Origin of the sequence: Mucilaginibacter sp. 22184 (assembly GCF_052045695.1) — a bacterium.
In the GTDB taxonomy this organism is placed as follows: domain Bacteria; phylum Bacteroidota; class Bacteroidia; order Sphingobacteriales; family Sphingobacteriaceae; genus Mucilaginibacter.
In genome coordinates this window covers 740,126-765,597 of sequence record NZ_JBQEPI010000001.1, presented here as the reverse complement: position 1 = coordinate 765,597, position 25,472 = coordinate 740,126, and the positions used below count along the sequence as shown (strand labels likewise).

Below are 25,472 nucleotides of genomic sequence, written 5' to 3'. Positions count from 1 at the left end.
TCATAGCCATATACCTAAATGTGTATTTTTAGTAAAATATGAGCAATGAAAAAGCTATCCATCATTTTACTTTTGGTTTTTACCAGCCAAGTATTTGGGCAAACTATTTCGGTAGCCCAAAACCGGCATAGTGAGGTAACAGAAACACTCAGATCCCGGATCATAACTTCACTGGACAGCCTTTTTGCCAAAATAGAAACCAATAAACTAAGCGGGAACGAGGTTTCAAAAGATAAGGCAACGCTCAGTATTTCCATCCTGAAATCGTTAAAGACAGAATCGAATGCCGGTCCGGATCATCAGGAGCTAATCAATTTATACCCGGTTTCCGGCAAACAGTATTTTGTAACCACAGCCATTACAAGCAGAGATAATCAGTTAAAAACTATTTTTAATTTGATAGTCCTCGTTGAGGAAAAGCAGATCACTTTTGCGCTGCCGGTAAATTACCTCACACGTACATGGAAGACCAAAACCGTTGGTCGTATTATTTATCATTATCCGGATAAACTTAATGTTGCACGGGCTCAAAAGTTTGACCAAAACAATACGCTCATTGCCCAAAGGCTGGGTTTGTCGCCAGAAGTAATGGATTTTTACATGTGTGCTAATTATCAGGAAGTATTGCAGCTGCTGGGATACGAATATGACCGGGCGTCAATCGGTAAAACCAAAGATGGTTATGGTGTTGACGGGAACTGTATTTTTTCGATCATGAATAATGAAGATTTTTCGCATGACGCGTTTCATTACTACGCAGCGAAGGTTCGGATCGGCTCCCGTAACTCGGCCGCCGAAGAAGGCATTGCTTACAGCTGGGGCAACGCATATTACACCGATGAAAACGGCGAAATGATATTACAAAAACAACTGGTTAAACAATTGAAGCAATATGTACGACAGCACCCGCAGGTAAATTTATATGATCTGTTTAGTATCAACCCGGTGGTCTTTAATTCAATGGCAAAGGTGCGGTCTGTGATCGCGGGTTTAATAGCGGATGAAGTGGAACAAAAAAAGGGCCTACCGGGAATCATAACGCTAATTAATTGTGGTAAGGGCGATGAGAATTATCTGTCGGCAATTGATACTTTAATTGGTATTAACAAAGTGAATTTTGATAGCAAGGTTAAAGCATTATTAAAGTAACATATCAACAGCAGATAACATCGTTTTTAAATATAAACCAGGAGCTGTTTTGGCCGGTTTTTTATTTTAGTTTTGTGTAATACACCATGCTATATCCCATTTAAATATATGCGTAAAACGATATTATCCTCGGCTCTTTTAATTTTAAGTATAACCGTAAAGGCACAGGTCCCGGGTGCTGTTATTGATGTGCAGCATTACAACTTCGCGCTGCAACTGACCGATGTGGACAATAACATCAAGGGACAGGCCACGGTAGATGTTAAGTTTTTGAAAAACGCGTCGGCCTTTAGCCTCGACATGGTAAAAAAGAACAGCGAAGGCAAGGGGATGCTCGTGTCATCAGTTACCGAAAATGGAAAAAGGCTCAAATTTGTACAGGATACAGGTGTGGTGAAAATTTATACCAATACTAAAGCAAATAGTCGGCACAGCTACAAAATAAGCTATGCCGGTATCCCCGCCGATGGGTTGATCATCTCGACCAATCACTTTGGCCACCGTACCTTTTTTGGTGATAACTGGCCAAACCGGGCGCATAACTGGCTACCCTGCGTAGATGTTCCGGCTGATAAAGCCTCGGTTGATTTTGTGGTGACCGCTCCCGATCATTACCAGGTAGTATCCAACGGCCTGAAAATAAAAGAACAGCAATTGCCCAATCATTTGAAATTGACGCACTGGCATGAAGCCGTTGTTGTACCCACCAAAGTAATGGTGATAGGTGTTGCAGCATTTGCTATTGATCATCAGGGCGATGTTGGCAATATCCCGGTATATACTTATGTTTTCCCGGAGAGTAAAGAGGCTGGCTTTAAAAGTTATGCTGTGGCTAAGGATATACTGCCGTTCTTTATCAAACATGTTGGCCCATTCAGTTATGAAAAACTGGCCAATGTGCAATCAAAAACCATATTTGGGGGTATGGAAAACGCCAGTGCTATATTTTACTTTGAAGAGTCGGTAACGACACCCGATATAGAAGAATTGATGGCGCATGAGATTGCCCATCAGTGGTTTGGCGACGGCGCCAGCGAAAAAAGTTTCTGGCATCTGTGGCTCAGCGAGGGTTTTGCTACCTACATGACCAACCTGTACCTGGAAAATAAATATGGAGCGGATACTTTAAAAAAACGGATGCTGGCCGACCGTAAAAAAGTGTTGGGGTTTGAAAAAGAGCGTCTTACTCCGGTTGTTGACAGCGCGGTGAAAAACGACTATATGCAGCTGCTCAATGCCAATAGCTACCAAAAAGGAAGTTGGGTATTACACATGCTTCGGCGCAAACTGACCGACGGGCTTTTTTGGAAAGGCATACAAAACTATTATGCCAAATACCGGAACAGCAATGCCAATACCGACGATCTGCGCCGGGAAATGGAACAAGTTAGCGGCCTGGACTTAACCCTGTTCTTTAACCAATGGTTGCGTAAGGCTGGGCACCCGGATTTGAACATTGGCTGGCATTACGATGCGGATAAAGGGGCGGTTAGCGTTAATGTTTACCAAAAGCAGGATAATTTATATGAGTTTCCGCTGGAGATAGCTATTAATGGAGAAGTGTTTCACATGCAGGTAAAAGATAAAACTACGATTGCTCAATTCCCGGTAAAAGTAAAGCCGGAAACTGTTGTGCCTGATCCGAATGTAAATGTATTGGCCTCATTTAGTATCGAAGCTCAATAGATAATCAGGACCCACCACAAGGCTGCAAGCGACCGCCGCTGCATAGATGTTAATATTTTTGTGGTATTCATAAGGATAATTTGCCACAATTTCATTTTTCGGCAAAATGTGGTATTTATTTAATAAAAATAGAGGGTTGATAAAAAATATTTGATTTGGCACAATAAAATTCTGAAAAATTGCGTTATTTCGATATATAATATTACAACAAGCCATTGTTAACCTTAAACCAACGATCTATGAACACTACAAAATTTTATAAATCCATGTATGTAAGCTTTTACAGATGGAGTTTCAAAAATTTCGGTCAGGGTAGTTTACCGCGATTTAACTCGCTTTTTGGGTTGAATTTTTTGCTGATCGTATTACTAACTACTTTATTGCTGATCGCACAGATCTGTTTAAAATCGAGTTGGTTTAATGTTAATCCTATGGCCGGCACTTATATCATGCTGGGGGCCGTGGGCGCATTGCTGCTCAACTATTTTGTATTGCTAAACAACAAGCGGTTTAATAAACTTAACATTGCCTTTGAAAAAATAAGCAAACATCATCAAAAAATGTGGTCGGTTATGATACTGGCCTGTGTAATTGCCTCCTGCGGGTTTTTGATGATTATTGCCCAGGTAGCTTAATTTTCAAGATCAAAAATAGCGGCCCGCCGTCTCTTGATATAGAGGCGGCGGTTTTTTGTATATACTTATTTAATATCTTTTCTGTTTTCTTCTGCTAATTAAAAATATTTAACTTACGCGTTGATTAAACTTTATCACAGTGTTGGTTAAAACTTTTGGCAGTGCGGTTTATGGTATCGAGGCTATTACCATAACAGTTGAGGTAAATATAGCGGCGGGTACCAAATATTTTATAGTTGGCCTGCCCGATGTGGCTGTAAAAGAAAGCTATTTCCGGATCGAGTCGGCGTTAAAGAATACCGGTTTCCGAATGCCGCGCCAGCAGGTGGTGGTGAACATGGCCCCTGCGGATATCAAAAAAGAAGGCTCTTCCTATGATTTGACCATAGCCACAGCTGTTTTGGCCGCCTCTGGCCAAATGGAACCGGAAAATCTGGATAAGTATATCATCATGGGTGAGCTATCGCTGGATGGCAGTTTACAACCCATTAAAGGAGCTCTCCCTATCGCCATACAAGCCCGTAAAGATGGTTTCAAAGGATTTATTCTGCCCAAACAAAACGCCCGGGAAGCAGCCATTGTGAACGATCTGGAGGTTTATGGCGTAGATAACATCAAAGAGGTGGCCGGATTTTTTAACGGCGACTTAAACATCGGGCCTGAAGTGGTGAATACCCGCGAGGAATTTTACAACAGCCTGAGCAATTATGACAGCGACTTTAGCGAAGTAAAGGGCCAGGAAAACATCAAACGCGCGCTGGAAATTGCCGCGGCTGGTGGCCATAATGTGATATTGATCGGTCCTCCGGGTGCTGGGAAAACCATGCTGGCACGTAGGCTGCCCTCTATTTTACCGCCATTAAGTTTATATGAATCGTTAGAGACCACCAAAATACATTCGGTGGCGGGCAAACTGGCCGCGGCTGATGCTTTGGTTACGGTTCGCCCATTCCGCTCGCCGCACCATACTATTAGTGATGTAGCTTTGGTGGGTGGTGGCGGTAATCCGCAGCCCGGCGAAATTTCATTGGCGCACAATGGGGTTTTATTTTTGGATGAACTGCCGGAGTTTAAGCGCAGCGCCCTCGAAGTAATGCGCCAGCCGCTGGAAGAACGACGGGTAACTATTTCAAGGGCCAAATTCACGGTTGATTATCCATCAAGCTTTATGCTGGTAGCCAGTATGAACCCCTGCCCTTGCGGTTATTATAATCACCCCGAAAAAGAATGCATTTGTCCGCCGGGAATGGTGCAGAAATATTTGAGCAAGATCTCTGGTCCGCTGTTAGACAGGATCGACCTGCATGTGGAGGTTACGCCCGTAAATTTCAGTGAGTTATCTTCAGACCGTGCCGCCGAAAAAAGCGAACTGATCCGAGAGCGGGTAATCAAAGCCCGAGAAGTGCAGGTAGAACGTTTCGGTAATCGCCCCGATCTGCATGCCAATGCCCAGATGAGCCCCCAGATGGTGCGCGACCTTTGTAAGATAGATGTAGCCGGACAAACCCTGCTTAAAAGAGCCATGGAAAAACTCGGCCTCTCTGCCCGGGCCTATGACCGCATCCTGAAAGTATCTCGCACCATTGCCGATCTGGCTGGTAGCGAAGATATCAAACTGGAACACCTGGCCGAGGCCATACATTTCCGAAGTTTGGATCGGGAAGGCTGGGCCGGGTAGTCTAGAGACGGAGCCTCTGGGCATGGTGGTTCAGTTTTGGAAACTACGGACAGCGGAGCAAAACAATTATTCGGGATACTAATCTATGAGAAACGTCATATTTTACACATATACCTGTTTGGTTGCAATTTGTGTGTGGCTATTAGCTAAATCCTTAATTAATTACGTTTCAAGGCCCTTGGTAAGGTATATACTATTGGCATATTTCCCTGTATTTATACTGTTGCGTGGGTTGATCAATTCTAGATATAGAGATTTGCTGAATTACCTTTACGGGGTATTTTTGATAATACTAATCCTTGTTTTAAGATATATCTATTTGTAAAGATCAAGCTATTTCCTGCTATCGCAAGCGTCCCGCTTGTGGCATCATACCAAGAAACCTTGTAACCCATTATCTTTACCACAAAGGACCCGCTTGCGGTAGCCGCGAATTCGTCCGACATTTGCAATTGATTATACATGATATTTAAGCTATGTTGCTGAAAAAACTATTTGTTGCCATTATCTTATTGGCTCTCTACTCCAAAGCACATAGCCAGGTTAAATTGCAATTAAAAATCTCACATGCCGATAATAATGTGATCAACGGTATAGGTGTGACTTATGTACTGCCCGAAGGTTACGGTGATTCCAAAGACAAGATCATTCTTCTGTTTGACAAACTCACACCATTACAGCGTACAAGTGATACCGTATGCGACTTAAATGCGAAGGACAATTCGGGTCCGGTTAAATTTCATCAGGTAAAAAGTAAAACGATAAATGGCAATGATTACGACTGTATACAAGCAGATCGTAGTATAACAGGGCCTTTGCAAATTTCCTATCGTGTACCTCTCGCAAATCCCATTCCCGCCCAAAGCGGCCCCGTCAGAGATTTGCAGGCCGCAGGCGACGGCATATCCGGATCATTTGGTGGTTTTTTGCTGCTGCCCTATACAGACAAAGCTATGGAGATTCAGCTCGATTGGGAATCGCCGGGTACGGCCGATGCTGTATGTAGTTATGGCCCCGGAAAGTCAATAAAATTTCAAACAACTTTCGGTGATCTCTTAGAAGCACAGTTTTTAGCGGGGACGCTTAGTTCGTTCACCTCAACAGATCATCCTCGTGGCTTCAGCATGTATGGGCTCGGTAAGGGATCGGATAGTGAATTTAAGGCTGCTGCTAATTGGGCTGCAAAAGCCCACCAGGTAATCAGGGATAGCCTGGAAGGGTCGTCCGAAAAGCCTTTTTATTACTTTTTTCGTTCTTACAATGGTCCTCCTTTATCAAGCGGAAGGGCAACCAGTGGTTCGTTTGTTTTGTATGTGCCTACGGGTATTTCGCTGAATGATGAGGATATTAAATCGCTATCTGCTCATGAGATGATACATGTTTTTGTTGCTGATCTGTACGATCCGGACGGACTTGCTGATTGGTATGTAGAAGGTATCGCAGATTATTTATCTGTTAAACTTTTGTATGATGCAGGATTGATTAGCGAGAAACGGTATTTAGAACTTAGGAACGGCGAGCTCGCAGAATATTATACCAATCGGCTTAGAAATGTCCCCAATCAAAAAATCCCACAAATTATGTGGTCTGGCCGTAATGCCTGGACAACGCCTTATACCCGTGGCGCGCTGTATTTTGCCGATCTGGAAGGAAAACTTCGACAGCACCGGATAAAAAATGTTTCTGTGCTATCCCTCATCAGGGAAATGAACCGCCTGAAAGCAAGCGGCCTGCAAACTACCGAGCAAACGTGGATAGAGCTGATCAAAAAAAGAGCAGGCGACTGGGCTGTAAACGATTTTAAATTGATGATGGCGGGACGATTGCTCATCCCGGTTAATAACGCGTATGGTGAAAATTTCAAGCGGAAATCAGTCACTACGCAATTCTTTGATTTAGGTTTTGATAAACCCCAAGCGATAAAAGCCGGAGAAGTTATTGCCAGACTAAATCCAAAATCGCCGGCGGCTCTGGCTGGTTTAAAAAATGGAGATACCATTGCATCTGCTACCAATTTGATACCGGCTTATGAAAGCTATACTAATGCTGTAACTATTACCGTAAAGCGTAGCGGCATTGATTTGCCGATCACATTTAAGCCGCGTACAGGCCGCACCACGGGTTACAAATGGTTTTCTATTACCGCTGTATCTGCCAAACATTTACGCAGGCACTAAAAGGATCAGGCACATTGAATTTAACACAATGCTAAAGTATTCGCCAGGCCAGATAGCCTACCTGTTTTTGAGATAGGCCACATATTTTTGCAGTTCATCGCCTGTTTCTGTTGCGGTTAATGCAAGGTATTCGTTAAGCAGCGCAGGATTTTTTACGTACTCATCAATGGCTTGCAGGCAGCCAATTTTATGGTATTTCTCGTCAACCATTTCCCATGATTGTTTCAGGAGCTCTCTGATATCCGGATAGCCGAATTTGGCCAATGACAGCAGGGACAAGCGTTTGGTATATTCGTCGTTGCTAAAGTAGAGTTCTAAAAGGGTGTCCTCTGTTTCCGGGGTAAGCTTATCCAGTTTTTTAAAAGATGACGCGAATTGCGATTTGGCATCGTTATACTCGGCCCCATGTAATTTGGAGACCGCCCGGGCAAGAATAAGAAAATCATCAATTGATAAGTGGCCAATATTTGACAATTCGGGCGCTGCGGATAACCAGGCAATCATCCTGCCCACATCCCAATGCCGGGCAATAAGGTAAAGCAAATTGGCCAGATCTTCATCATCCAGCTGATTGATCTGTTGGGCAGCAAGCAGACCCGAAAAATAATTTTCTATAGATTTCCAGTCGGGATAGCTGGTATCATCAAAGTGCAGATCCTGGATCTCTTGTGGGGTATGATGCGCAGACAACCACTTTTTGAATGCGCGTACAAAATCTCTAAGTATTGTTTTATGATCTGTCATCATCGGTAGGCAACAATGTTTAACAAAAATAGCAATAACCTAAGAATAACGACTTCGGGACAATGTTTCCGGAGTCGTTATTTTTAGACGTGATGAAAGACGATCTTACTAAAGTAGCGGAGATGATTGTGCTTTTGGATAGTTGGGCCAATAAGTAGTACGGCGAAGACTATGATCATTAATCAAAACTCTTCGCCGTGCTTAAATGGCAAATTCTGGGTTTACACTTTTTGAGTGTTATTTTTTATAATTTATTGATTATAAGATAAATAAGTCAATGTTAACCATAAAAAGTGTAAACCCATGTAAACCCACTTTTTAAAAAAATGGTCGGGCTATTCAATGATTTATTTTACTTATCCTTCCAAAACTGCAGCCAATGCAGGTTATACCCACCCTTATTGGCGTACACCCTTACTTTATTAACCCCGGCTTTTAGGCGGATATCTTTTACGGTGATCACCTGCCAGGTTTTTAGTCCTGCGGTGTTGGGAATAGCCACTTCTTTAGCTTGATCGGCACCGTTTATATTGAGCGTTAATTTGGCATCGTCGGTTGCTGCAGCTACTTTTAGCTTAACTGTGTATACGCCAGGTGTTTTTACCTGAATAGTGTATTGGGTCCATTCGCTGGTTTCTATATGGTCAACATAAAAACTGTTATAGGTGGAAGAATCTTTGCTGATATCTACACCATCATTACGGTAAGTGCGGCCATGGTTCCCGATACCCGGTTTCCCGGAGGTACGATAATCGGCAGTATCGGTATCAAAGTAAGCAAAGCCGTTGCGACCAAGGTCATAGTCAACCGCGTTAATGATGGTGCCGTTGGTAACTTTATTTGCTTTAAATGGTTTGGTTGCGGTTGTAAAAGGTTGTCTGAAAATAGCATCGATCACATCATGGTGAATAATGGCGTTTTCCAGTTTGGCGTGTATAGCCATCTCGAGCGTACCACTATATACGTTACTTTCCTTAGGCTTATGTTTTCCCGTGTTGAGGTAATTGGTCACGTCATCATAGTTTAGGTTTGATGGGATCTCGATCGGATTGTTGTTCCCCATTTTTTTCAGTGGCCAAAGTGCCCAGCCTAAATTATTTTTCTCCAGCAAGTGTATCTCCTCTGTTAGCCATACGTTAGAGTTTTCGCCGGTCTCTCCTATCCAGGCAGGCACATTATACTGATCGCGGGTTTTGATGATATGCTCTACCGATTTTTGATCGTTAAAGTTCCAGTATTTATGGAAGCTCAGCACCATGTTTTTATCCCAGGTGGGCAGTATACCGTTATAGTTATTCCCCCAGCCGTTGCCCTCAATAATGATGATGTGTTTTTTATCAACCTCGCGAATAGCAGCCGTAATATCAACCATCAGTTTGCGTAAAGGGGCGTTAGTTTTTTCCTTTAGCCCATTCTTATCATTGGCCGGGTCATCAAAGCCCCAGTTGGGTTCGTTGATGATATCATAGCCGGCAATATTGGGTTCGTTTTTATACCTATCGGCCAGTTTGCGCCAAAGGGCTATCATTTTTTGTTTGTTGGCCTCGCTGTCCCACAATGATGGCACATCGGTATTACGATCTGATATATTGAGGTCGTTACCCTGTCCGCCCGGTGTGGCATGCAGATCAAGGATGAGGTACATGTGGTTGGCTTTGCACCAGGCCAGCAGATCGTCGGTCATTTTGAAGCCTTTGTCTATCCAGGTATTTTGCCCGGCAACCGGTTCTTTTTCAATTGGCAGGGTATAAAGGTTATAGTGCATGGGCAAACGTACAGAGTTAAAGCCCCAGCGACGCATCGAGTCGATATCTATTTTGCGGGTATTGTTGGCCAGCCAGGTATCGTAAAACTCCTTGGTTTCTGCTGATCCCATCAAATCTTCCAATCTTTCGCGGATGCGGTATTGGCGACTATCCCTGTTAACATGCAGCATATAGCCTTCCTGCAGCATCCAGCCGCCCAGACCCATACCGCGTAACAGCACGTTTTTGCCGCTTTCGTCAACTATCTTTTTGCCGTCGGCCTTTAAAAAGCTTTGCGCGTTGCCCTGTAACGAAATAAACGAAGCTGGTAGGGCCATAAGCAAAACCTTTACCGATATATTTTTAAAAGTTTGTAATAACATGATATACTTAGGTTATTGGTATAAACAAAGAATGAAGAACGCTTACCAGATATAAGTGCCTACCGAGCCTTTTTCTAAAGTAGCGGCGATGGCTTTGCCATTGTATTTAATATTGAACGATTGTGGCGAGTCGCTGGTATTGGCTACGATGAGCACCTTTTTACCGTCAGGTGTTTTGAAAGCCACGTTAGGCAGCTTATCTGAATTGTTAGAAGAGATACGAACCGAACCCGGGCGCACAAATTTGGATGCATGGGCTATGGAGTAGTAAGCGAGATTACGTTTTACGGAGTTTTTATCAATAGTTACTGCGCCCTGGCACATCGGACAGCCACCCCTGTCGGTGTATGGTTTATAATCCGGATCGGCCGCCAGGTTCCATTCCAGTACGTTGCGGCTCCAGTTGCGGGTTGCGCCAATGATCAGGCGTTTAACCGGCCAGGCAATATCGATGGTAGAACTGTTTTCTTTTTCTACCACCATTTGCTCCGTAAAATAGAGGTTTTTATCAGGGTGGGCGTTGTGCACATCGGTAAGGGCATCAATATTGCCTCCGTACAAATGGAAGCCTGAGCCGTCGATATATTTACGGGCCGCGGGATCGTTCAGGATAGAGATGGGGTAATCCGGCCTGTCGGCATTATGATCATAAATAATGATCTTGGTTTTAATACCGGCAGCTTTAAAGGCTGGCCCAAGATGGTTTTTGATAAACACTCCCTCATCAGGAGCTACCAATAGTAAGCTAGGGTTATTGCCCGGATGCAAGGGCTCATTTTGAATGGTTATGGCGTCAATTGGTATACCGTTAGCTTTCATGCCCTGTATATATTTTACCAGGTATTTAGCATAGGCCCCATAATATTCGGGTTTTAAACGACCGCCGCGGGTATCTTCATTGGTTTTCATCCATGCTGGCGGCGACCAGGGCGAACCCAGAATTTTGATGGCAGGGTTGATAGCCAGTATCTGTTTCATCACCGGGATCACATCCTGCTTATCGGGCCCCAGGTCAAAATGTTTTAAGGCTGGGTCGGTTTGGCCAGCCGGCATATCATCGTAGGAAAATACTTTTTCGTTCAGGTCAGATGCGCCGATGCTCAACCGGATATAACTTACCCCGATGTTATTACCATTGGTGGCAAACAATTCTTTCAGTAACGCGGCCCGGCTATCTGCGCTCATACGGATGATGTGCATGGCACTACCCCCCGTTAAGGCAAAACCAAAGCCATCAATTGGCTGATATGTTTTTTTGTCGTCAATAGTAATGGTAAATCCGTTATCGTTAGCCGGTTTAAAGGTTAGAGCATCTTTTTGCTTTTCAAACAAAACAGACCTGTCGGCTTTGGTAAGCCACAAACTGGCCTGATCTGCTTTTTGAGCATTGGCGGTAATTGTAGCGCCAAACAGCAGCGGCCACAGTAAAAGTGATCGGATATTTTTATTCATAAATTAAAATTTAACAGGGAAGTTACTGCTGTAAACTGGTTTAAATAAGGCTTAAATTGGATGGTAAATTTATTATTGTTTTCAATATAATGATGTATAATTTATTGAGTAACTAACATATTACGAAGGTGTAAAAAATACACCAGATTGCACATCGGAACTGATATTTTTGTTGCCCTATTTTAACACTACAGCAAACGGAATATAGCCCTGGCATTAAATGGATTACCAGGTATATTAATTAAGACTTTAAATTATTTGCCAGTATTAAAATTTATTTATAGTTTCACTGGAAGTATACGAATGGAAGAACCGCACAAAAAGATCATCATATTTGATGATGATGAAGATATACTTTCTATTTGCAGTTATATCTTAGAAGAGAAGGGATGGGAAGTGCATACTTTTACCGATTGCAATAATATTGTTGATAAAGTTTTGCCGATTTTGCCGGATGTTATATTGATGGACAACTGGATACCCGATGCCGGGGGAATAGTAGCTACCCAAACGCTTAAGAAAGCAGAAGAATTAAAGCATATTCCGGTCATCTACTTTTCGGCCAATAGCGATATTCAATTATTGGCAAGCCATGCCGGCGCCCAAACATATCTGGCCAAACCTTTTGATCTGGAAGATCTGGAACGCGTTATAAGTAATGTGTTGACAGGGGAGTAAATTAAATATAATACTGCTTTATACAGATAAAATAAAAGGCCTCATCTACATAGATGGGGCCTTTTTGTATACTGTTATTGCGGTCCGCCCGGAATTCCCGGAGGCCCACCGCCACCAGGCCCAGCGCCATCACGACGTCCGCCACCATCTCTGAACCGGCCGCCAGGACCCATATTATCCTGAACAGGGGCTTTGCCTGCAAACTTTTTCAGGTTAAGTGTAAAAGTTAACAGATAATATCTTGAAAGACGGTTAACCCGTGATTGCGTCAATGAACTGGCTGTTGATGTTGATGAAAAGCCAGTGTTTTGGTTAAATAAGTCAAAACCCGACAGGCGGATAGTAGCTTGTTTATTTTTCAAAAAGCGGCGCTCTACATATAAGTTCAGAATGTTGGGGTTGGTAACTTTGATATCTGAGCTATAGCCGTAGTTGGTGGCTTTAGAATAATCGTAGCTAAATGTCCAGTCGCCAAAGTAATTTTTACCGGTAAGGCCGATGTTCCAGGTCCGGATATTTGACGTTCCGTTAAGTAATGGATTTTGTACGGAATTACTGGTTCTGTTGATAGCGTAATTAGTTAAGATTTGCGCGTCAACAACGTTATTGATATCGACCCTGAAACGAATTTCCGGGGTAAATACCAGGTTTTTGGCAATATTTTTCTCGGTAGTGGCCGCAAATGAAGTAGAATCAATATTGGTGAGGTAGCCTATATTATTAGTGTAGGTAGCTGTACCATTAAAGGTAAGGGTGTATTTGCGGTTTTCCCATGGTTTGGAATAAGTTAAACGACCAGAACCTGTGTAATATCCATCAGCATTTAAATACTGAGTTAAAATAGTGTTTTGGAATCTCGGATTAGGCGAATAAAGACGAGGATAGGTAATGGTGTTGGTTACCACCTGGTTTTGCACACTCTGGAACGATAAGTTAGCAAAAAATACATCACCGGTTTGGAAACTGAACTTATTATACCTGATCGAAAAATTGTTAGTAAACTGTGGTTTCAGATTGGGGTTACCTTCAACCGGGTAAAGCGCGTTTGAAAAGTCGATCACGGGTTGTAATTGTGAAAAACTTGGCGTGCTGCTTGATCCATTATAGTTAACACTGAATGATTGGCTGCGCGAAAAATTATAAATGAAACGGGCAGTGGGTATTACATTAAAGTTTGATATGTGCGTTGAAATGCCCGTTACCGGTGAGTTGCCATCTAAGACGGATGGTTGAACCCCCAATCCTAATGTATAGTTATATTTCTTTTCGATAAAACGATAGTTTAAGCCAACCCTGTTAGTTGTAAAAGTGTAATTATAGCGATTACTTAACGCGCTGTCGCTTCTAAAAGAAAAATCAGCTACATTAAAAAGGGTATCGGTCTCTTTGTTGTTGGTTGTAATAGCACGGTTAAACGCGTAGTTAAGCTCCAGGTATGAACGTTTGCCTATTGGGTTCAGATACGAAACGTTAGTTCCATAGCTGTTTGTGCGGCTATAAGTATTGATCATTTGGTTTATTGGAGCAGTAGGATTACCTGCTGTATAATCATAAACCGGGTTTTGGTATGACCAACTTGGCGCCGAACTTACGGTAGCATTGATGCTCAGGTTATGGCGATTTTTAAAGCGATGGTTAAATAAGGCTGTAAAACCATAATTAGGTGCTTGCGAATCGCCGTTGGTAATAGCAGTGTAAGCCGATGATATATTCCCGTTTCTGCTGAAATTTACAGCCTCATTTTCATTAGTATTGGTGCCCGAGTATGAAAATGTAGGAGTAACTTTTAAATAGTTAATAGTATCAGGTTTATACTCCATATTCCAGGTAAAGCGGTGATTTATATTTTGATCTTTTTCAACGCTGTTTTGATTTTGTGTTGTAGGGTTTGAGGCCGATCTGTTTTCCTGTAAAGTGTTGGTTGTTGTTGTAACCGTATTATCGGCAAAACTGTAACTTCCATATACCGAAAGCTTTTTACCCCATTGGTCACGGAAGTTTGTACCGATAGAGTGCGCGTTGGTTTCACCATTTTGCGTGGTTATCAAGCTGCCCGAGTTGCCGCCGCCGCGGCCTGCATTACCCCGGCCGCCACCGCCAAAACCCCCACCGCCAAAGCCGCCGCCACCGCCGCCACTTGGACTGCCGAATGAAAAGGTATTAACGTTGGTATTATTAATGCTCCCTAAAACAGCGATTTGGCGATCGCCATTAAAATCAAACGCATTAACAGAGCCTATATAACGGTTTTTATCAGGGATATCCTGGCTTTGAGGTAAGGCATCTCTACCGCCTCCTGCAGTGGCCTGCCCAAAATAACCGTAGTTTTTATCCTTGCGGATAGTGATGTTCATGATTTTATCCGGCTCACCGGTTTTAACGCCGGTAAGGTTGGCCTGGTCGCCATAGTCATCAATCATCTGGATGTTCTCGATCACATCGGCGGGAAGGTTTTTGGTGGCGCTTTGAACATCGCCTCCCATAAAGTCCTTACCATTTATGCGCACCTTGGTAACTTGTTTACCCTGCGTGGTAATGTTTCCGTTTACATCCACATCAACACCCGGTAGTTTTTTGATCAGGTCCTCTGCCGGGGCATTCTCCCGTACTTTATAAGCGCTGGCATTGTATTCTACCGTATCCTCTTTCAGCGTTACCGGATTTACGCCCACAATGGTTACCACGTTAAGCATATTGGTTGAAGCCTTCATGATGATATTACCCAGATCAACAGGTTTTCCATCAGGATCAAGAGCGAAGTGTTTTTTGATGGATGTAAACCCGATGGATGATAATGTAAGTGTTATTTTGCTGCCTTTAATGCCCGAGAACGCAAATTTTCCATTAGCATCAGCTATAGATATGGTACTATCTCCCCCATTTGATACGAGCTTAATACTGCTGCCGGGTAGCGAAAGTTTTGTAGTATCAACAACGGTGCCGCTAATATCATGCGTGGTTTGTGCCAGCGTTTTGAATGCAGTTAAAATGGTTAGGCTTAAAATAAGGAACAGGGGTTTCATAGAGTATTTGTTCTACTTGAAAAATTATTAATTATACATTGGACACAATCCAATTGCAAATGTTCAACTTATAAAGTATTAAATGTTAAAAACGCATATGATTGTTACAAAAACGGCCCTAAACGCTTATTAATCATATCATTGTTACAAATCTTAAGGGTAAAAGAACCTTCAATATCAGCCCTTTCACCCTTAATATAACCTTTTATAAAATTAGTTGATGTGCAAAACGGTTGCTACTTCACTATAATTTTTAAAGTTGATGTTTGGATGCGCAATTTGCAGAGTGGTAACCCAGCCTCCGGGAATAACTACAATCTTAAAATCGAGCCCGGTTTGTGAAAAGTTGGCCTTAATATTAACATAGCCAACGCCAAAATCTGATAGTGTAATGGTCCTGCCAGCTTCGCTGTATGGCAATGCATAATAAGCTCCGGTGCTTCCAGTGGTTCTGAAGTAGGCTAAAACAACGCCGCTATCAACTATATCCTGTGTTATGGCCGGTATATTGAAATTGGTAAATCCGGTTAAGGTTACGCTTCTGTTAATTAACAAATAGCTTTTAACACTCATGGTGCCAGCAGCTCCGTTGGCACCATCGGTTCCGTTAGATCCTGCTGGTCCTTGAGGGCCTGTGGGGCCTGTTGCGCCAGTATTGCCAGTTGCACCTTGCGGGCCACCCGGACCTGGCGAACCGGTATCTCCTTTTGGTCCTTGTGCGCCATTGGTGCCATTGGTCCCGGCCGGTCCTGGATCTCCTTTTTTACAGGCGTTTATGCTAAATAAGCAGATCAATAAAACAGGAAAAATTAGTCGTAGTTTTCTCATGAATTTTAAATTTTTGGATGGAGTTGTGAACTTATTACGGATGTATGAATAATTAGTTGCAGGCGATGGGGATAGCGGAACAATTATTGTTGCTACTAAGAAAAGAAAAGTAATGTATTGTTTAAATAATACAAAAAGTGAACAACAAAACCGGCGAATGTTTCGTTATGTTTAAAATAAAATTAACCTATGAATAATATTAGCAGCACATTGCACTCAAAAGTGCACAATTGGATCGATGCGATCGGGTTTCGGCTAAATACTTCGCAAACGAATAACAAAAGCCATGTCACCACTAATCATTATTTCTTTGAAACGTTTAATTTTTTTGAGAAGAAGCGTAGGAACCATCCGGAAAGCACCAAGTTTTTGTGCTTTGATGCCTACGGCGAAAAAATTAATGTAAGATCATTACTCGATCTTCAGGTAGCCTTTTTCGAAAACATCAGCCAGCTTAAATAGCACTGTTATAGTTGGATATTAAATTTTGCTCATTTTTGCCTGATCAATGCTGCGCATCAGGCGTATTCATAAAAAAGCCTGCTTGGTTTACCAAGCAGGCTTTTTATTTAATTGATAAACGGATTAATTTTCTGTTGGTGTTTTTGGCCAGCAGTTCATATATCCGCCTTCTGTATTTTCTTTTATTACATCATTATTGTTAATACCGCGCATCAATGCGCCCTGTAAATTGATAATGGCTTTATCCGGATTCAGCGCGTCTTTAATACGCAGGTGAAGATCGGCAAAGTGTGCCGCGGTTAAGGCATCTCCGCCCTTTGGTAATCCGGCATCAATCTTCTTTAATTCTGCACGTACCATCGGCCTGATATCAGACAAAGCAATGTTTATTGGCGTTAGGCCAAAATAAGCCAACTGCGCGCTTGTTATACCCGGAAATGAAAAGCTCGCGTCGGTGATGAGTAAACTTTTTAGGTTTTCGATATAGCCGCGTTGCAAATTGCGTTTAAACGCATCTGGTTTACTGCTATTAAACACTCCTGAATGTACATCTGTAAATAGCTCTGCCACGGTGTATGCATTGCTGCCATTTTTGGCTTCATTATCATACATGCGTGCCAGTCTTGATGGGCTAAGCACATTACCCAGCACAGCTACCTGGAGTGCTTTGATGCGGTTAAGTACAACGCCATTATCAAATTTGCTTAACTCTGGCTTGTTTATTAACCATTGCGGGGTTTCAAACAATTGCTTGTTTAAAAACAGCATCGCATCGCGTTGCCGGTTTTTGTTTACAAAATCATAAACAGCGCCTTTTTGATCATAAGTTTTAAAGTTTTCATTCATCCCGCCAATATTGGTAGTAACGTGACCCATATAGCGGTTAAACTGACCTATCACCTCGTTGTATAATTCGGCCACATCGCTAAAATTCTCATTTTTTTGATAGGTCCATTTTTCGAGGTTTGGTAAAATGCGTTTCAGGTTGGCTATACCATAGGTGCTGGCTTTCATAGCATTGTCGCCCAGGTCTTCATTTTGCAGGCGTGGGTCAATCGATGTGCCCTGGCGTCCGAAATAGTAAAGCGGATTGCCTGCTTTTTTATCGGTCCAGTCGGCCAGTATTTCTTTCTCCTGTACGGCCGTCTTATTGCCCGGGAACCAACTGTAACCCCATTTGATAGACCACAGGTCATACTCGCCTATTTGAGGATAAAGATGAGTGACGCCATCGCCTGGTTGAGCTATATAGTTAAAGCGGGCATAGTCCATAATAGATGGCGCGGTGCCATGTTTATCGGTAAATGTTTTGGAGCGGAGTGAATCAACCGGGTACGCGTAGCTCGAACCGAAGTTATGTGGTAAGCCAAGTGTGTGTCCAATTTCATGTGATGATACAAAACGGATAAGTTCGCCCATTTGCTCATCAGAAAATTGTGCTTTGCGTGCGGCCGGATTTACGGCGGCAGTTTGTATCAGGTACCAATCGCGCAACAAGCTCATTACGTTATGATACCAGCCCACGTGGCTTTCCAGAATCTCGCCGGTACGGGGATCAGAAACGTGTGGGCCATAAGCGTTCTCCACATCCGATGCAAAATAGCGGATCACGCTGTAGCGCGCATCTTCGGTGCTAAACTCCGGGTCTTGTTTATGCGTTGGGGCTTCTTTACCAACAATAGCATTTTTAAAACCCGCAGCTTCAAAAGCCTTGTTCCAATCGTTTACGCCAGCTATAAGGTATGGTACCCATTTTTTAGGTGTTGCCGGATCAATATAATAAACTATTTGTTTTTTAGGCTCAACCAGTTCGCCGCGTGAATAAGCAGCGGGGTCTTTAGGCTCCAGTTTCCAGCGGTGTATATAGGCTGTTACCTTGGCTTTTTGAGCATCAGTTCCATAATCGGTTTGGCGCTGACCAAAAAAACCAACCCTTTCATCGCTGATACGGGCTTTCATTGGTGTTTTTGGCAATAATAGCATAGAGGTGTTAAACTCAAAAGTGATAGCTCCTGTAGAGTTATCTGTAGGCGATTCTGCCGAGCGGTATGTTTTTAAGGTATGCGCTTCCAAGTTTATAGGGAAACTTTTAATGGTATCAATATAAGAACGGGTATTATCAACGCCCGAAACTTTATAGGCTTTTTTAACATTATCTGTTAAACCAATAGCGCTTATATCGCCATTGTAAAAATCGGTAACATCAATGAGTACGCCTGTGCTGTCTTTATTGAATGCCTTAATATCAAAAGCGGCTAATACGGCATCGAGATTGGAGTTTTTTACCGATTGGTACATATCGGTAGTACTATCAGCCCGTATAGAGTAGCTGGGCACGCGTATAAATATCTGCTTGTCATGGCGCTCCCATTTCCAAACCTGGTCGTTCAACTCTTCGCCGCCATATTGCTGGCCAAATGTTTTTAGTCCGCCGGGAGTTTTAACATACCGGGTAACTACCAGCATTTCACGGTTGATCAAAGAGTCTGGAATTTCATAATAATACTTGCCCTCAACCTTGTAGGTATTAAAAAGACCGCTATCGGCTTTGGTTTTGCCGGTGATTATTTCGCTGAATTTTTTAATGCCCTCTTTTTTGGGTGCACCTGCCGTTGCGGTAGCTGTAGTTGTTCCGCCCGGGCCTGTTGTTTTAAGCGTTAAGGTTTGATTTGCCGTATGTTTTTTGGTAGCGCATGAGCTGGCTAAAACAGCAAAAATAAAAGCAGAGCCCCGTATATAACGGCCTGCGATAAGGTGTTTTTTCATTTATGTCAATACTTAAACAGTAAACTTAAATAAAATAAACACGATGTTATAACATATAATAGGGTGATTTTTAAAAATCACCCTATTATATACGCCTTTTTAAAGTAAGCACCACTTTATCCAGCTTTTTATCGTGATAAACATCCAATAAAAGGCTACGATCATTGCGGGATTTGAAGATTTCATCAATTTCTTCGAGGGTCATTTTAGATACGGGCTTAAAATTGATAGCTACTATTTCGTCGTCTCTTTCCAGCCCAACTTCATCAGCGGCCGAGCCCGGTTCAACCCGGTTAATAACAATGCGGTCAAAATTATCGCCGGCGGCATAATATTCAAGCCCGCTCATATCATGTTCAAAAGGTGCTTTAAAATTGGAGCCTGGCTTTAAGTACATGGTGTTATGGGTATAATCCAGGATCACCGAAAAACGTTTTAGGGTTCCTATCCCAAGATTGCCATCCCGGGGAACCGAAAGCGAGCTTTGGGCGCTATTGACGTCTGGAAAAGAGGCGATCAGCTGCTTGATCTTAAATTTACCCAGTTCCAACGATTCCAGCCGGCCGATATACCCATTAATTGGGCCGTTTAACCCAATCCCCAGGTTGGCCGAGGCAATAAATTTTTGCGGAAGGCCATATCGTTTCACCACCGTTTCGAGCGATATGGGGTGCCCGGCCCCCAGATCAATGATTAGCTTTGTTTTTATATTCTCGCCGCTTTGCAGTTTTACCCATGTTTCTACATAGGGTTTTCGGTCTTCAATAGTGATGGGAATAGGTACCCCCTTCCGAAACACTTTGAGGTCTTTTGGCCGCCAAACCGTTAATGTACTATCCGGAACATTGATCCTGACGGCCAGATTATTGAAAAACTCGTAGCCAAGTAAACCATGTATAGGCATACCCGCATATCCGGATAAGCTAAACAGATCCTTTTTAAGAATGGCGGCCGCTACGTCATAACTTACCAGGCCTGGGATCTCAACATCCAACGCTGAAGTAACATAAGCTTCTGCATCTTCCCCCTCACCAAGGCCGGGTATTTTTAAGGTTCGTTTGTTGGGAATAGAAATGGAATCAACTAGTTTGGGGTCGGTAATGATCATTAAACCAACGCCGGTATCCAATATGAAATTGAATGGGCCTTTATGATTTATATTTAATTTGATCACCATCAGGCTCCGTACCAGGCGGAAAGGGATATTTACTTTTTTTTTATTATAATCCAGATCAAAGTATTGTGCCTGGGCTGCAAAAAAACAAATCGAAAATAAACATACCAGCCATACTGCCCGGAATTGCTTTATTTTATGAAATAGCGTGAGTAGCAAGGTTATTATAGTTGGTGTATTAAATTTACAACAATAATTGGTTAAATTGAATAAATGTATGTTAAAAACAACTTTTGTATTTCTGTTAATGATTTGCGGCCTGTTATTATTTAATGATACCGTTTACGGCGGTGGAATTAAAAAGAGAAAGATAAAAAAGCAGTTTAAGCACTCGCAAATCATGCGGGATCATTTTACAGGTTTTGCTTTGTATGATCTGGACGATCAGAAAATGATATATGAGTTAAATGCTGATAAACATTTTATCCCGGCATCAAATACCAAGCTGTTTACTTTTTATACCTGCCTTAAAATGTTGGGCGACTCGATCCCGGCCCTTCGTTATGAAATGCGGCATGACTCGCTGGTGTTTTGGGGTACCGGCGATCCTTCTTTTCTGCATAGTGATCTGAGGGGAATCAATGGCCTGAAGTTCCTGGCACAGAGCAATAAAAAACTGTATTATTCAACAAAAGGCTACACGAACGAGTTTTTTGGTACAGGCTGGGCCTGGGATGATTATAATGATTATTACCAGGCCGAGATAACAGACCTGCCTGTAGAGGATAATGTAGCCTTATTATATGCCGATGCCAACAGCAATCTGCAGATCAAACCTTCTTACCTCAAACGGTTTTTAAACAGCGATACCAGCTATCATCCAACCAGGTTTAAAGTAAAACGCGATTTTTCGCATAACAGTTTTATTTATCCGGTAATGCCTGTACCGCCAGGCTTCCGGCAAGAAATACCCTGGAAAACAAGCACTGAACTAACGCTTGAATTGTTGCGGGATACATTGAGAAAATCGGTATGGCCTGTAAATATAGCGTTAAGCGCCACCGCGAAAACGATCTATAACATAAATGCCCGTGCTGTGTACCAGCGAATGCTGCAACCCAGCGATAATTTTATTGCAGAGCAGTTACTGCTGGCCTGCTCCTCAGTGAAATTTAATACGCTCAATACCGATTCGGTGATCAGCTATTCCAAGGCACATTTTTTGAACGACCTGCCCGATGAACCGCAGTGGGTTGATGGTTCTGGACTTTCGCGGATGAATTTGTTTACCCCCAGGAGCATTATAGCCCTGCTGCAAAAAATTAAGAACGAAGTAAAGAATGATTCGCTTTTGTATAGCATGATGCCTGCCGGTGGTGCTACCGGCACGCTTAAAAACGCTTATAAAACAGATAACGGACAAGTATTTGTTTGGGCAAAAACAGGCTCCTTATCCAACAATTATAACCAAAGTGGCTACATTGTCACCCGCAAAGGCAAGCGACTGGCATTTTCGTTCATGAACAACAATTTTACCGGGCCCGTTAAGGAGATACGCGATGAGATGGTCAGGATCATGACCTATATTCATGAGGAGTTTTAGAGCTCTTTTAAAAAGGCATGAGAAAAAGAGGTTAAAAACGGCGTCATTGCGAGCGCAGCGTGGCAATCCCCGATTTAAAGAGCTACTCTGTATAGTTAGGGATTGCCACGTCGTTCCTCCTCGCAATGAGGTGTTTGTTTTGTTTAATTTAACCTGCGCATCAACTGTTCCTCTACCAGTTTAAACACCTGTATCGGTTTTAATGTGCGCCAGCCCAGATCATCAAGTACGCCACCAAAGTTGATATAGTAATCAATATTATTACGCTTAAACTCATCAACTACGTGCTCACGGAAATTGATACCGGCTATCCAGCCATCCTCAATATCCTGGAACCACTCTTCATAATAACAATCATCAGAGGAGTGAAAGTTGAGTACGTTTTCGCCGATAAGTATAAAATGGTTGATGCCATTATCGATCATGAGCTCCAGCAGTTCGCGCTTCAGCATCATGATATCGTTGTTGATAGCATCGTTCCATTCGCCAATAAATTCAATAATGGTATATCCCTTTTCGTAATCGGCAAAAAGTACTTTCAGGTATAATGTGTTGGAGCCGAAGGAATCCCATTGTGGGTGCAACAGATAGTTATATACCTGCTTATCAAATTCAAACTCACTGTATTCAGTAGCATAAAAAGGAGAATACTCGTCTTCTGATGCTATATAATCATCCCGCCACCGGTAATATGGTTCTATCTCGTGCATATCTCTTAGCCAAATGTGCGGATATGCAGATGTTTCAGATGTGCAAGTGTATGAATTTCAGATGTGCAGATTATCTTAATCATTTTACACATCCCCACACTTGAATATCTGAAACATTTGCACATCATTTTTTATAATTATCAACCGCGCTGCGTACGCTCCCGTATTTTTTTAAAAGCGCTGCAGCCTCATCTTCATTTAATCCGGTTTCTTCCATCACCATACGAGCCCCACGGTTAACCAGTTTGTTGTTGCTCAATTGCATATCAACCATCTTGTTCCCTTTCACCCGGCCCAGTTGTATCATAACACTGGTGCTCAGCATGTTTAAAACCAGCTTTTGTGCGGTGCCGGCTTTCATCCGGGTTGATCCGGTTAAAAACTCCGGTCCGGTAACCACCTCAACCGGGTATTGTGCTTCGGCGGCCACCGGGCTACCACTATTACAAACTATACAGCCGGTTACAATATTATGTTGATGGGCCATTTTTAACCCGCCGATTACATAAGGCGTAGTGCCCGATGCGGCAATACCTACTACAACATCTTTATCGGTAATGTGAAATTCTCCCAGATCTTTCCAGGCTTGTTCTGTATCATCTTCAGCAAACTCTACTGCTTTGCGTATAGCGCCATCGCCACCGGCTATGATACCTACAACCATATCAAACGGAACACCAAACGTTGGCGGGCATTCTGAGGCATCAACTACACCTAAACGACCACTGGTGCCCGCGCCAATATAAAATAAACGACCTCCATCGCGCATTTTAGCGGCGGTTACGGTGGCCAGTTGTTCAATTTGCGGCAAGGCTTTTTTAACAGCCAGGGGAACTGTTTGGTCTTCCTTGTTAATGCTTTCCAGTATCTCCAGAACAGATAGCTGCTCTAAATTCTTATAATGTGATTCCCTCTCCGTAATGGTTTCCATTAATTTTAAATAATTTATAACAAAATTCGGTAAAAAACATCAAATGCAGTGATGCCAATAAAAATTATTGATGAGGCATTGATTAACTTTGTTTGCTGAATATGAAAAAGACCGCGGGAGTTATTTTCAGGACAATGATCCTGGTGCTGTTAGGGATTACCATTGGGTTGCTGATAGGCGATAGAAAATTTGCTGATCGTAACCTTGGTTTTTCATTTTCAGATAATAACAAGCTGTCGAAAGTTTTGGAGCTGGTTAACCATAATTATGTTGATAGTGTTAATATTGATAGTATTGAAGGCGCATCGGTTAATGAAATGCTGCAAAACCTCGACCCCCACTCGCTTTATTTGCCACCACAGCAAGCTCAGTCTGTTAATGAGCGGTTAGACGGGGGGTTTAATGGCATCGGTATCGAATTCCAGATATTACGGGATACCATGGTTATTACCCAGGTTTATGATGGCGGGCCGGCTTTTAATGCTGATTTACCTAATGGCAGTAAAATAATTACGGTTGATAATAAAAAATTCGCAGGAACAAAACTTACTGTAGACCGGGTTAACAACGTTTTCAGAGGCGGAAAAGATTCTTCTTTATTGCTTGGTGTTGCCAATGGGCCAGCAATAAAAACGTATGCAATAAAACGGGGCCGTGTTGATCTGAGTAGCGTGAACGCGGCTTATATGGCCAACCCAACAACAGGCTATATCAAAATAGGCAAATTCGCATCGACTACGGATGTCGATTTTCGTAAAGCGCTAAGTAAACTTAAAATCGATGGTATGAACAGCCTGGTGCTTGACCTTAGGGGCAATGGCGGCGGATATTTGAACGCAGCGACATCTATGGCCGATGAGTTTTTGGGCAAAGGTAAACTCATTGTGTATACCAAAGGCATTCATGAACCCCGTACGGATTATTTTGCCACTGATTCGGGCTCATTTCAACAAGGTAAGGTTACCGTGCTTATTGACGAGTATTCTGCTTCGGCCAGTGAAATTTTGGCGGGTGCCCTGCAGGATTTGGACAGGGCGACTATTGTTGGCCGCCGCTCATTTGGCAAAGGCCTGGTGCAGCAACAGTTTCCGTTTGGCGATGGCTCCGCGGTAAATTTAACGGTGGCCAGATATTATACCCCATCGGGCAGATCGATCCAGAAATCATATAAAGGGGGCCTGGAGAGTTACCGGAATGAATTGGCTATACGTATGAAAAAGGGCGAACTCTTTTCGGAGCAAAGCATCCGTAACGACTCTGTTTTTAAAGGCTCATATCATACGCTAAACGGACGTAAAGTGTTTAGCGGCGGCGGCATTATGCCCGATGTTTTTGTACCGGCAGATACCAGTCAAAGCACCTACGTAGTGCAGAATTTAATTGATCAGCAGCTTTTTTCGGCTTACGTGATCGACAGAATGCAGCCGGTGTTGAATAGGTTTACAACCGTCGACGATTTTATAAAAAACTATACCGTAAGCGATGATGATTTCCACAATTTCATCCTCTACGCTTCAAAAACATTAAAGGAAATGGATTCGCACGAGTTGCTGATATCCCGCGGCTATATCAAAAGTATTCTCAAAGCCAATGCCGCCCGCTTTAAATGGGGCGACAATTCTTTTTACCAGGTGATGAACAGTAATGACGAAGCGTTTAAAAAGGCGCTGAGCAATTAACAGGATTTTTAGGATTAAATATGATTAAC

At 42.7% G+C, this 25,472-nt stretch carries 18 protein-coding genes; 9 read left to right on the top strand and 9 right to left on the bottom strand.

Annotated elements, in window-relative coordinates; translation table 11 throughout:
- The first annotated feature begins 45 nt into the window (after positions 1 to 45).
- From ACTJKG_RS03245 to ACTJKG_RS03225, 5 genes are all read left to right on the top strand, one after another.
- Positions 46 to 1,149 carry a hypothetical protein gene (locus tag ACTJKG_RS03245; protein WP_440738340.1) on the top strand — a complete coding sequence of 368 codons (1,104 nt, stop codon included), beginning with the start codon at positions 46 to 48 and terminating at the stop codon, positions 1,147 to 1,149.
- A gap of 108 nt (positions 1,150 to 1,257) precedes the next feature.
- On the top strand, positions 1,258 to 2,835 hold the full coding sequence (locus ACTJKG_RS03240) for a M1 family metallopeptidase (protein ID WP_440738339.1): 1,578 nt from the start codon (positions 1,258 to 1,260) through the stop codon (positions 2,833 to 2,835).
- A gap of 239 nt (positions 2,836 to 3,074) precedes the next feature.
- A complete protein-coding gene (locus tag ACTJKG_RS03235; RefSeq protein WP_172334275.1) occupies positions 3,075 to 3,470 on the top strand; it encodes a hypothetical protein in 396 nt (131 codons plus the stop codon).
- 139 nt (positions 3,471 to 3,609) lie between these two features.
- Positions 3,610 to 5,148 carry a YifB family Mg chelatase-like AAA ATPase gene (locus ACTJKG_RS03230; RefSeq protein WP_440738338.1) on the top strand — a complete coding sequence of 513 codons (1,539 nt, stop codon included), beginning with the start codon at positions 3,610 to 3,612 and terminating at the stop codon, positions 5,146 to 5,148.
- Positions 5,149 to 5,624: 476 nt separating this feature from the next.
- On the top strand, positions 5,625 to 7,325 hold the full coding sequence (locus ACTJKG_RS03225) for a hypothetical protein (RefSeq protein WP_440738337.1): 1,701 nt from the start codon (positions 5,625 to 5,627) through the stop codon (positions 7,323 to 7,325).
- 57 nt (positions 7,326 to 7,382) lie between these two features.
- Here ACTJKG_RS03225 and ACTJKG_RS03220 read toward each other — a convergent pair whose 3' ends face one another.
- The 3 genes from ACTJKG_RS03220 to ACTJKG_RS03210 all read right to left on the bottom strand — a co-directional run bounded on the left by ACTJKG_RS03220 (position 7,383) and on the right by ACTJKG_RS03210 (position 11,649).
- On the bottom strand, positions 7,383 to 8,072 hold the full coding sequence (locus tag ACTJKG_RS03220) for a hypothetical protein (protein WP_440738336.1): 690 nt from the start codon (positions 8,070 to 8,072) through the stop codon (positions 7,383 to 7,385).
- 349 nt (positions 8,073 to 8,421) lie between these two features.
- Positions 8,422 to 10,197 carry a cellulase family glycosylhydrolase gene (locus ACTJKG_RS03215; RefSeq protein ID WP_440738335.1) on the bottom strand — a complete coding sequence of 592 codons (1,776 nt, stop codon included), beginning with the start codon at positions 10,195 to 10,197 and terminating at the stop codon, positions 8,422 to 8,424.
- A gap of 42 nt (positions 10,198 to 10,239) precedes the next feature.
- Positions 10,240 to 11,649 carry a glycoside hydrolase family 30 protein gene (locus ACTJKG_RS03210; RefSeq protein WP_172334293.1) on the bottom strand — a complete coding sequence of 470 codons (1,410 nt, stop codon included), beginning with the start codon at positions 11,647 to 11,649 and terminating at the stop codon, positions 10,240 to 10,242.
- A 303-nt stretch (positions 11,650 to 11,952) separates the two neighbouring features.
- Here ACTJKG_RS03210 and ACTJKG_RS03205 point away from each other — a divergent pair, with 303 nt between their 5' ends.
- Positions 11,953 to 12,327 (top strand): response regulator, encoded by a 375-nt coding sequence (locus ACTJKG_RS03205; protein ID WP_172334294.1) that lies wholly within the window; start codon positions 11,953 to 11,955, stop codon positions 12,325 to 12,327.
- A 74-nt stretch (positions 12,328 to 12,401) separates the two neighbouring features.
- On the opposite strand, the gene ACTJKG_RS03200 is transcribed toward ACTJKG_RS03205, so the two are convergent.
- Together ACTJKG_RS03200 and ACTJKG_RS03195 are read right to left on the bottom strand one after the other, a co-directional pair.
- The gene (locus tag ACTJKG_RS03200) at positions 12,402 to 15,350 is read right to left on the bottom strand and encodes an outer membrane beta-barrel protein (RefSeq protein ID WP_440738334.1); all 2,949 of its coding nucleotides are present in this window, start codon (positions 15,348 to 15,350) and stop codon (positions 12,402 to 12,404) included.
- Between the two features lie 213 nt (positions 15,351 to 15,563).
- Entirely contained in the window at positions 15,564 to 16,178 is a 615-nt protein-coding gene (locus tag ACTJKG_RS03195; RefSeq protein ID WP_440738333.1) for a hypothetical protein, read from the bottom strand.
- Positions 16,179 to 16,367: 189 nt separating this feature from the next.
- Here ACTJKG_RS03195 and ACTJKG_RS03190 point away from each other — a divergent pair, with 189 nt between their 5' ends.
- Positions 16,368 to 16,640 (top strand): hypothetical protein, encoded by a 273-nt coding sequence (locus ACTJKG_RS03190; protein WP_172334297.1) that lies wholly within the window; start codon positions 16,368 to 16,370, stop codon positions 16,638 to 16,640.
- 123 nt (positions 16,641 to 16,763) lie between these two features.
- Here ACTJKG_RS03190 and ACTJKG_RS03185 read toward each other — a convergent pair whose 3' ends face one another.
- Positions 16,764 to 19,406 (bottom strand): zinc-dependent metalloprotease, encoded by a 2,643-nt coding sequence (locus ACTJKG_RS03185; protein WP_172334298.1) that lies wholly within the window; start codon positions 19,404 to 19,406, stop codon positions 16,764 to 16,766.
- Between the two features lie 85 nt (positions 19,407 to 19,491).
- On the bottom strand, positions 19,492 to 20,739 hold the full coding sequence (locus ACTJKG_RS03180) for an aspartyl protease family protein (RefSeq protein WP_172334299.1): 1,248 nt from the start codon (positions 20,737 to 20,739) through the stop codon (positions 19,492 to 19,494).
- Between the two features lie 58 nt (positions 20,740 to 20,797).
- Between ACTJKG_RS03180 and ACTJKG_RS03175 the strand changes: the two genes are divergently transcribed.
- Positions 20,798 to 22,123 carry a D-alanyl-D-alanine carboxypeptidase/D-alanyl-D-alanine-endopeptidase gene (locus ACTJKG_RS03175; RefSeq protein WP_440738332.1) on the top strand — a complete coding sequence of 442 codons (1,326 nt, stop codon included), beginning with the start codon at positions 20,798 to 20,800 and terminating at the stop codon, positions 22,121 to 22,123.
- Positions 22,124 to 22,266: 143 nt separating this feature from the next.
- Here the strand turns inward: ACTJKG_RS03175 and ACTJKG_RS03170 are convergent, their stop codons facing one another.
- A complete protein-coding gene (locus tag ACTJKG_RS03170; RefSeq protein WP_172334301.1) occupies positions 22,267 to 22,833 on the bottom strand; it encodes a hypothetical protein in 567 nt (188 codons plus the stop codon).
- A gap of 124 nt (positions 22,834 to 22,957) precedes the next feature.
- Positions 22,958 to 23,764: an N-acetylmuramic acid 6-phosphate etherase gene (gene murQ / locus ACTJKG_RS03165; protein ID WP_172334302.1), complete on the bottom strand. Its 807-nt coding sequence runs from the start codon at positions 23,762 to 23,764 to the stop codon at positions 22,958 to 22,960.
- Between the two features lie 101 nt (positions 23,765 to 23,865).
- On the opposite strand from murQ, the gene ACTJKG_RS03160 reads away from it, so the two are divergent.
- Positions 23,866 to 25,443 (top strand): S41 family peptidase, encoded by a 1,578-nt coding sequence (locus tag ACTJKG_RS03160; protein WP_172334303.1) that lies wholly within the window; start codon positions 23,866 to 23,868, stop codon positions 25,441 to 25,443.
- Positions 25,444 to 25,472 lie beyond the last annotated feature (29 nt).

Excerpts from the sequence above, each read along its gene's own strand:
- ACTJKG_RS03245 (WP_440738340.1), top strand. The coding sequence starts at position 46 with ATGAAAAAGCTATCCATCATTTTACTTTTGGTTTTTACCAGCCAAGTA.
- ACTJKG_RS03240 (WP_440738339.1), top strand. The coding sequence starts at position 1,258 with ATGCGTAAAACGATATTATCCTCGGCTCTTTTAATTTTAAGTATAACC.
- ACTJKG_RS03235 (WP_172334275.1), top strand. The coding sequence starts at position 3,075 with ATGAACACTACAAAATTTTATAAATCCATGTATGTAAGCTTTTACAGA.
- ACTJKG_RS03225 (WP_440738337.1), top strand. The coding sequence starts at position 5,625 with ATGTTGCTGAAAAAACTATTTGTTGCCATTATCTTATTGGCTCTCTAC.
- ACTJKG_RS03220 (WP_440738336.1), bottom strand. The coding sequence starts at position 8,072 with ATGATGACAGATCATAAAACAATACTTAGAGATTTTGTACGCGCATTC.
- ACTJKG_RS03215 (WP_440738335.1), bottom strand. The coding sequence starts at position 10,197 with ATGTTATTACAAACTTTTAAAAATATATCGGTAAAGGTTTTGCTTATG.
- ACTJKG_RS03210 (WP_172334293.1), bottom strand. The coding sequence starts at position 11,649 with ATGAATAAAAATATCCGATCACTTTTACTGTGGCCGCTGCTGTTTGGC.
- ACTJKG_RS03205 (WP_172334294.1), top strand. The coding sequence starts at position 11,953 with ATGGAAGAACCGCACAAAAAGATCATCATATTTGATGATGATGAAGAT.
- ACTJKG_RS03200 (WP_440738334.1), bottom strand. The coding sequence starts at position 15,350 with ATGAAACCCCTGTTCCTTATTTTAAGCCTAACCATTTTAACTGCATTC.
- ACTJKG_RS03195 (WP_440738333.1), bottom strand. The coding sequence starts at position 16,178 with ATGAGAAAACTACGACTAATTTTTCCTGTTTTATTGATCTGCTTATTT.
- ACTJKG_RS03190 (WP_172334297.1), top strand. The coding sequence starts at position 16,368 with ATGAATAATATTAGCAGCACATTGCACTCAAAAGTGCACAATTGGATC.
- ACTJKG_RS03185 (WP_172334298.1), bottom strand. The coding sequence starts at position 19,406 with ATGAAAAAACACCTTATCGCAGGCCGTTATATACGGGGCTCTGCTTTT.
- ACTJKG_RS03175 (WP_440738332.1), top strand. The coding sequence starts at position 20,798 with ATGTTAAAAACAACTTTTGTATTTCTGTTAATGATTTGCGGCCTGTTA.
- ACTJKG_RS03170 (WP_172334301.1), bottom strand. The coding sequence starts at position 22,833 with ATGCACGAGATAGAACCATATTACCGGTGGCGGGATGATTATATAGCA.
- murQ (WP_172334302.1), bottom strand. The coding sequence starts at position 23,764 with ATGGAAACCATTACGGAGAGGGAATCACATTATAAGAATTTAGAGCAG.
- ACTJKG_RS03160 (WP_172334303.1), top strand. The coding sequence starts at position 23,866 with ATGAAAAAGACCGCGGGAGTTATTTTCAGGACAATGATCCTGGTGCTG.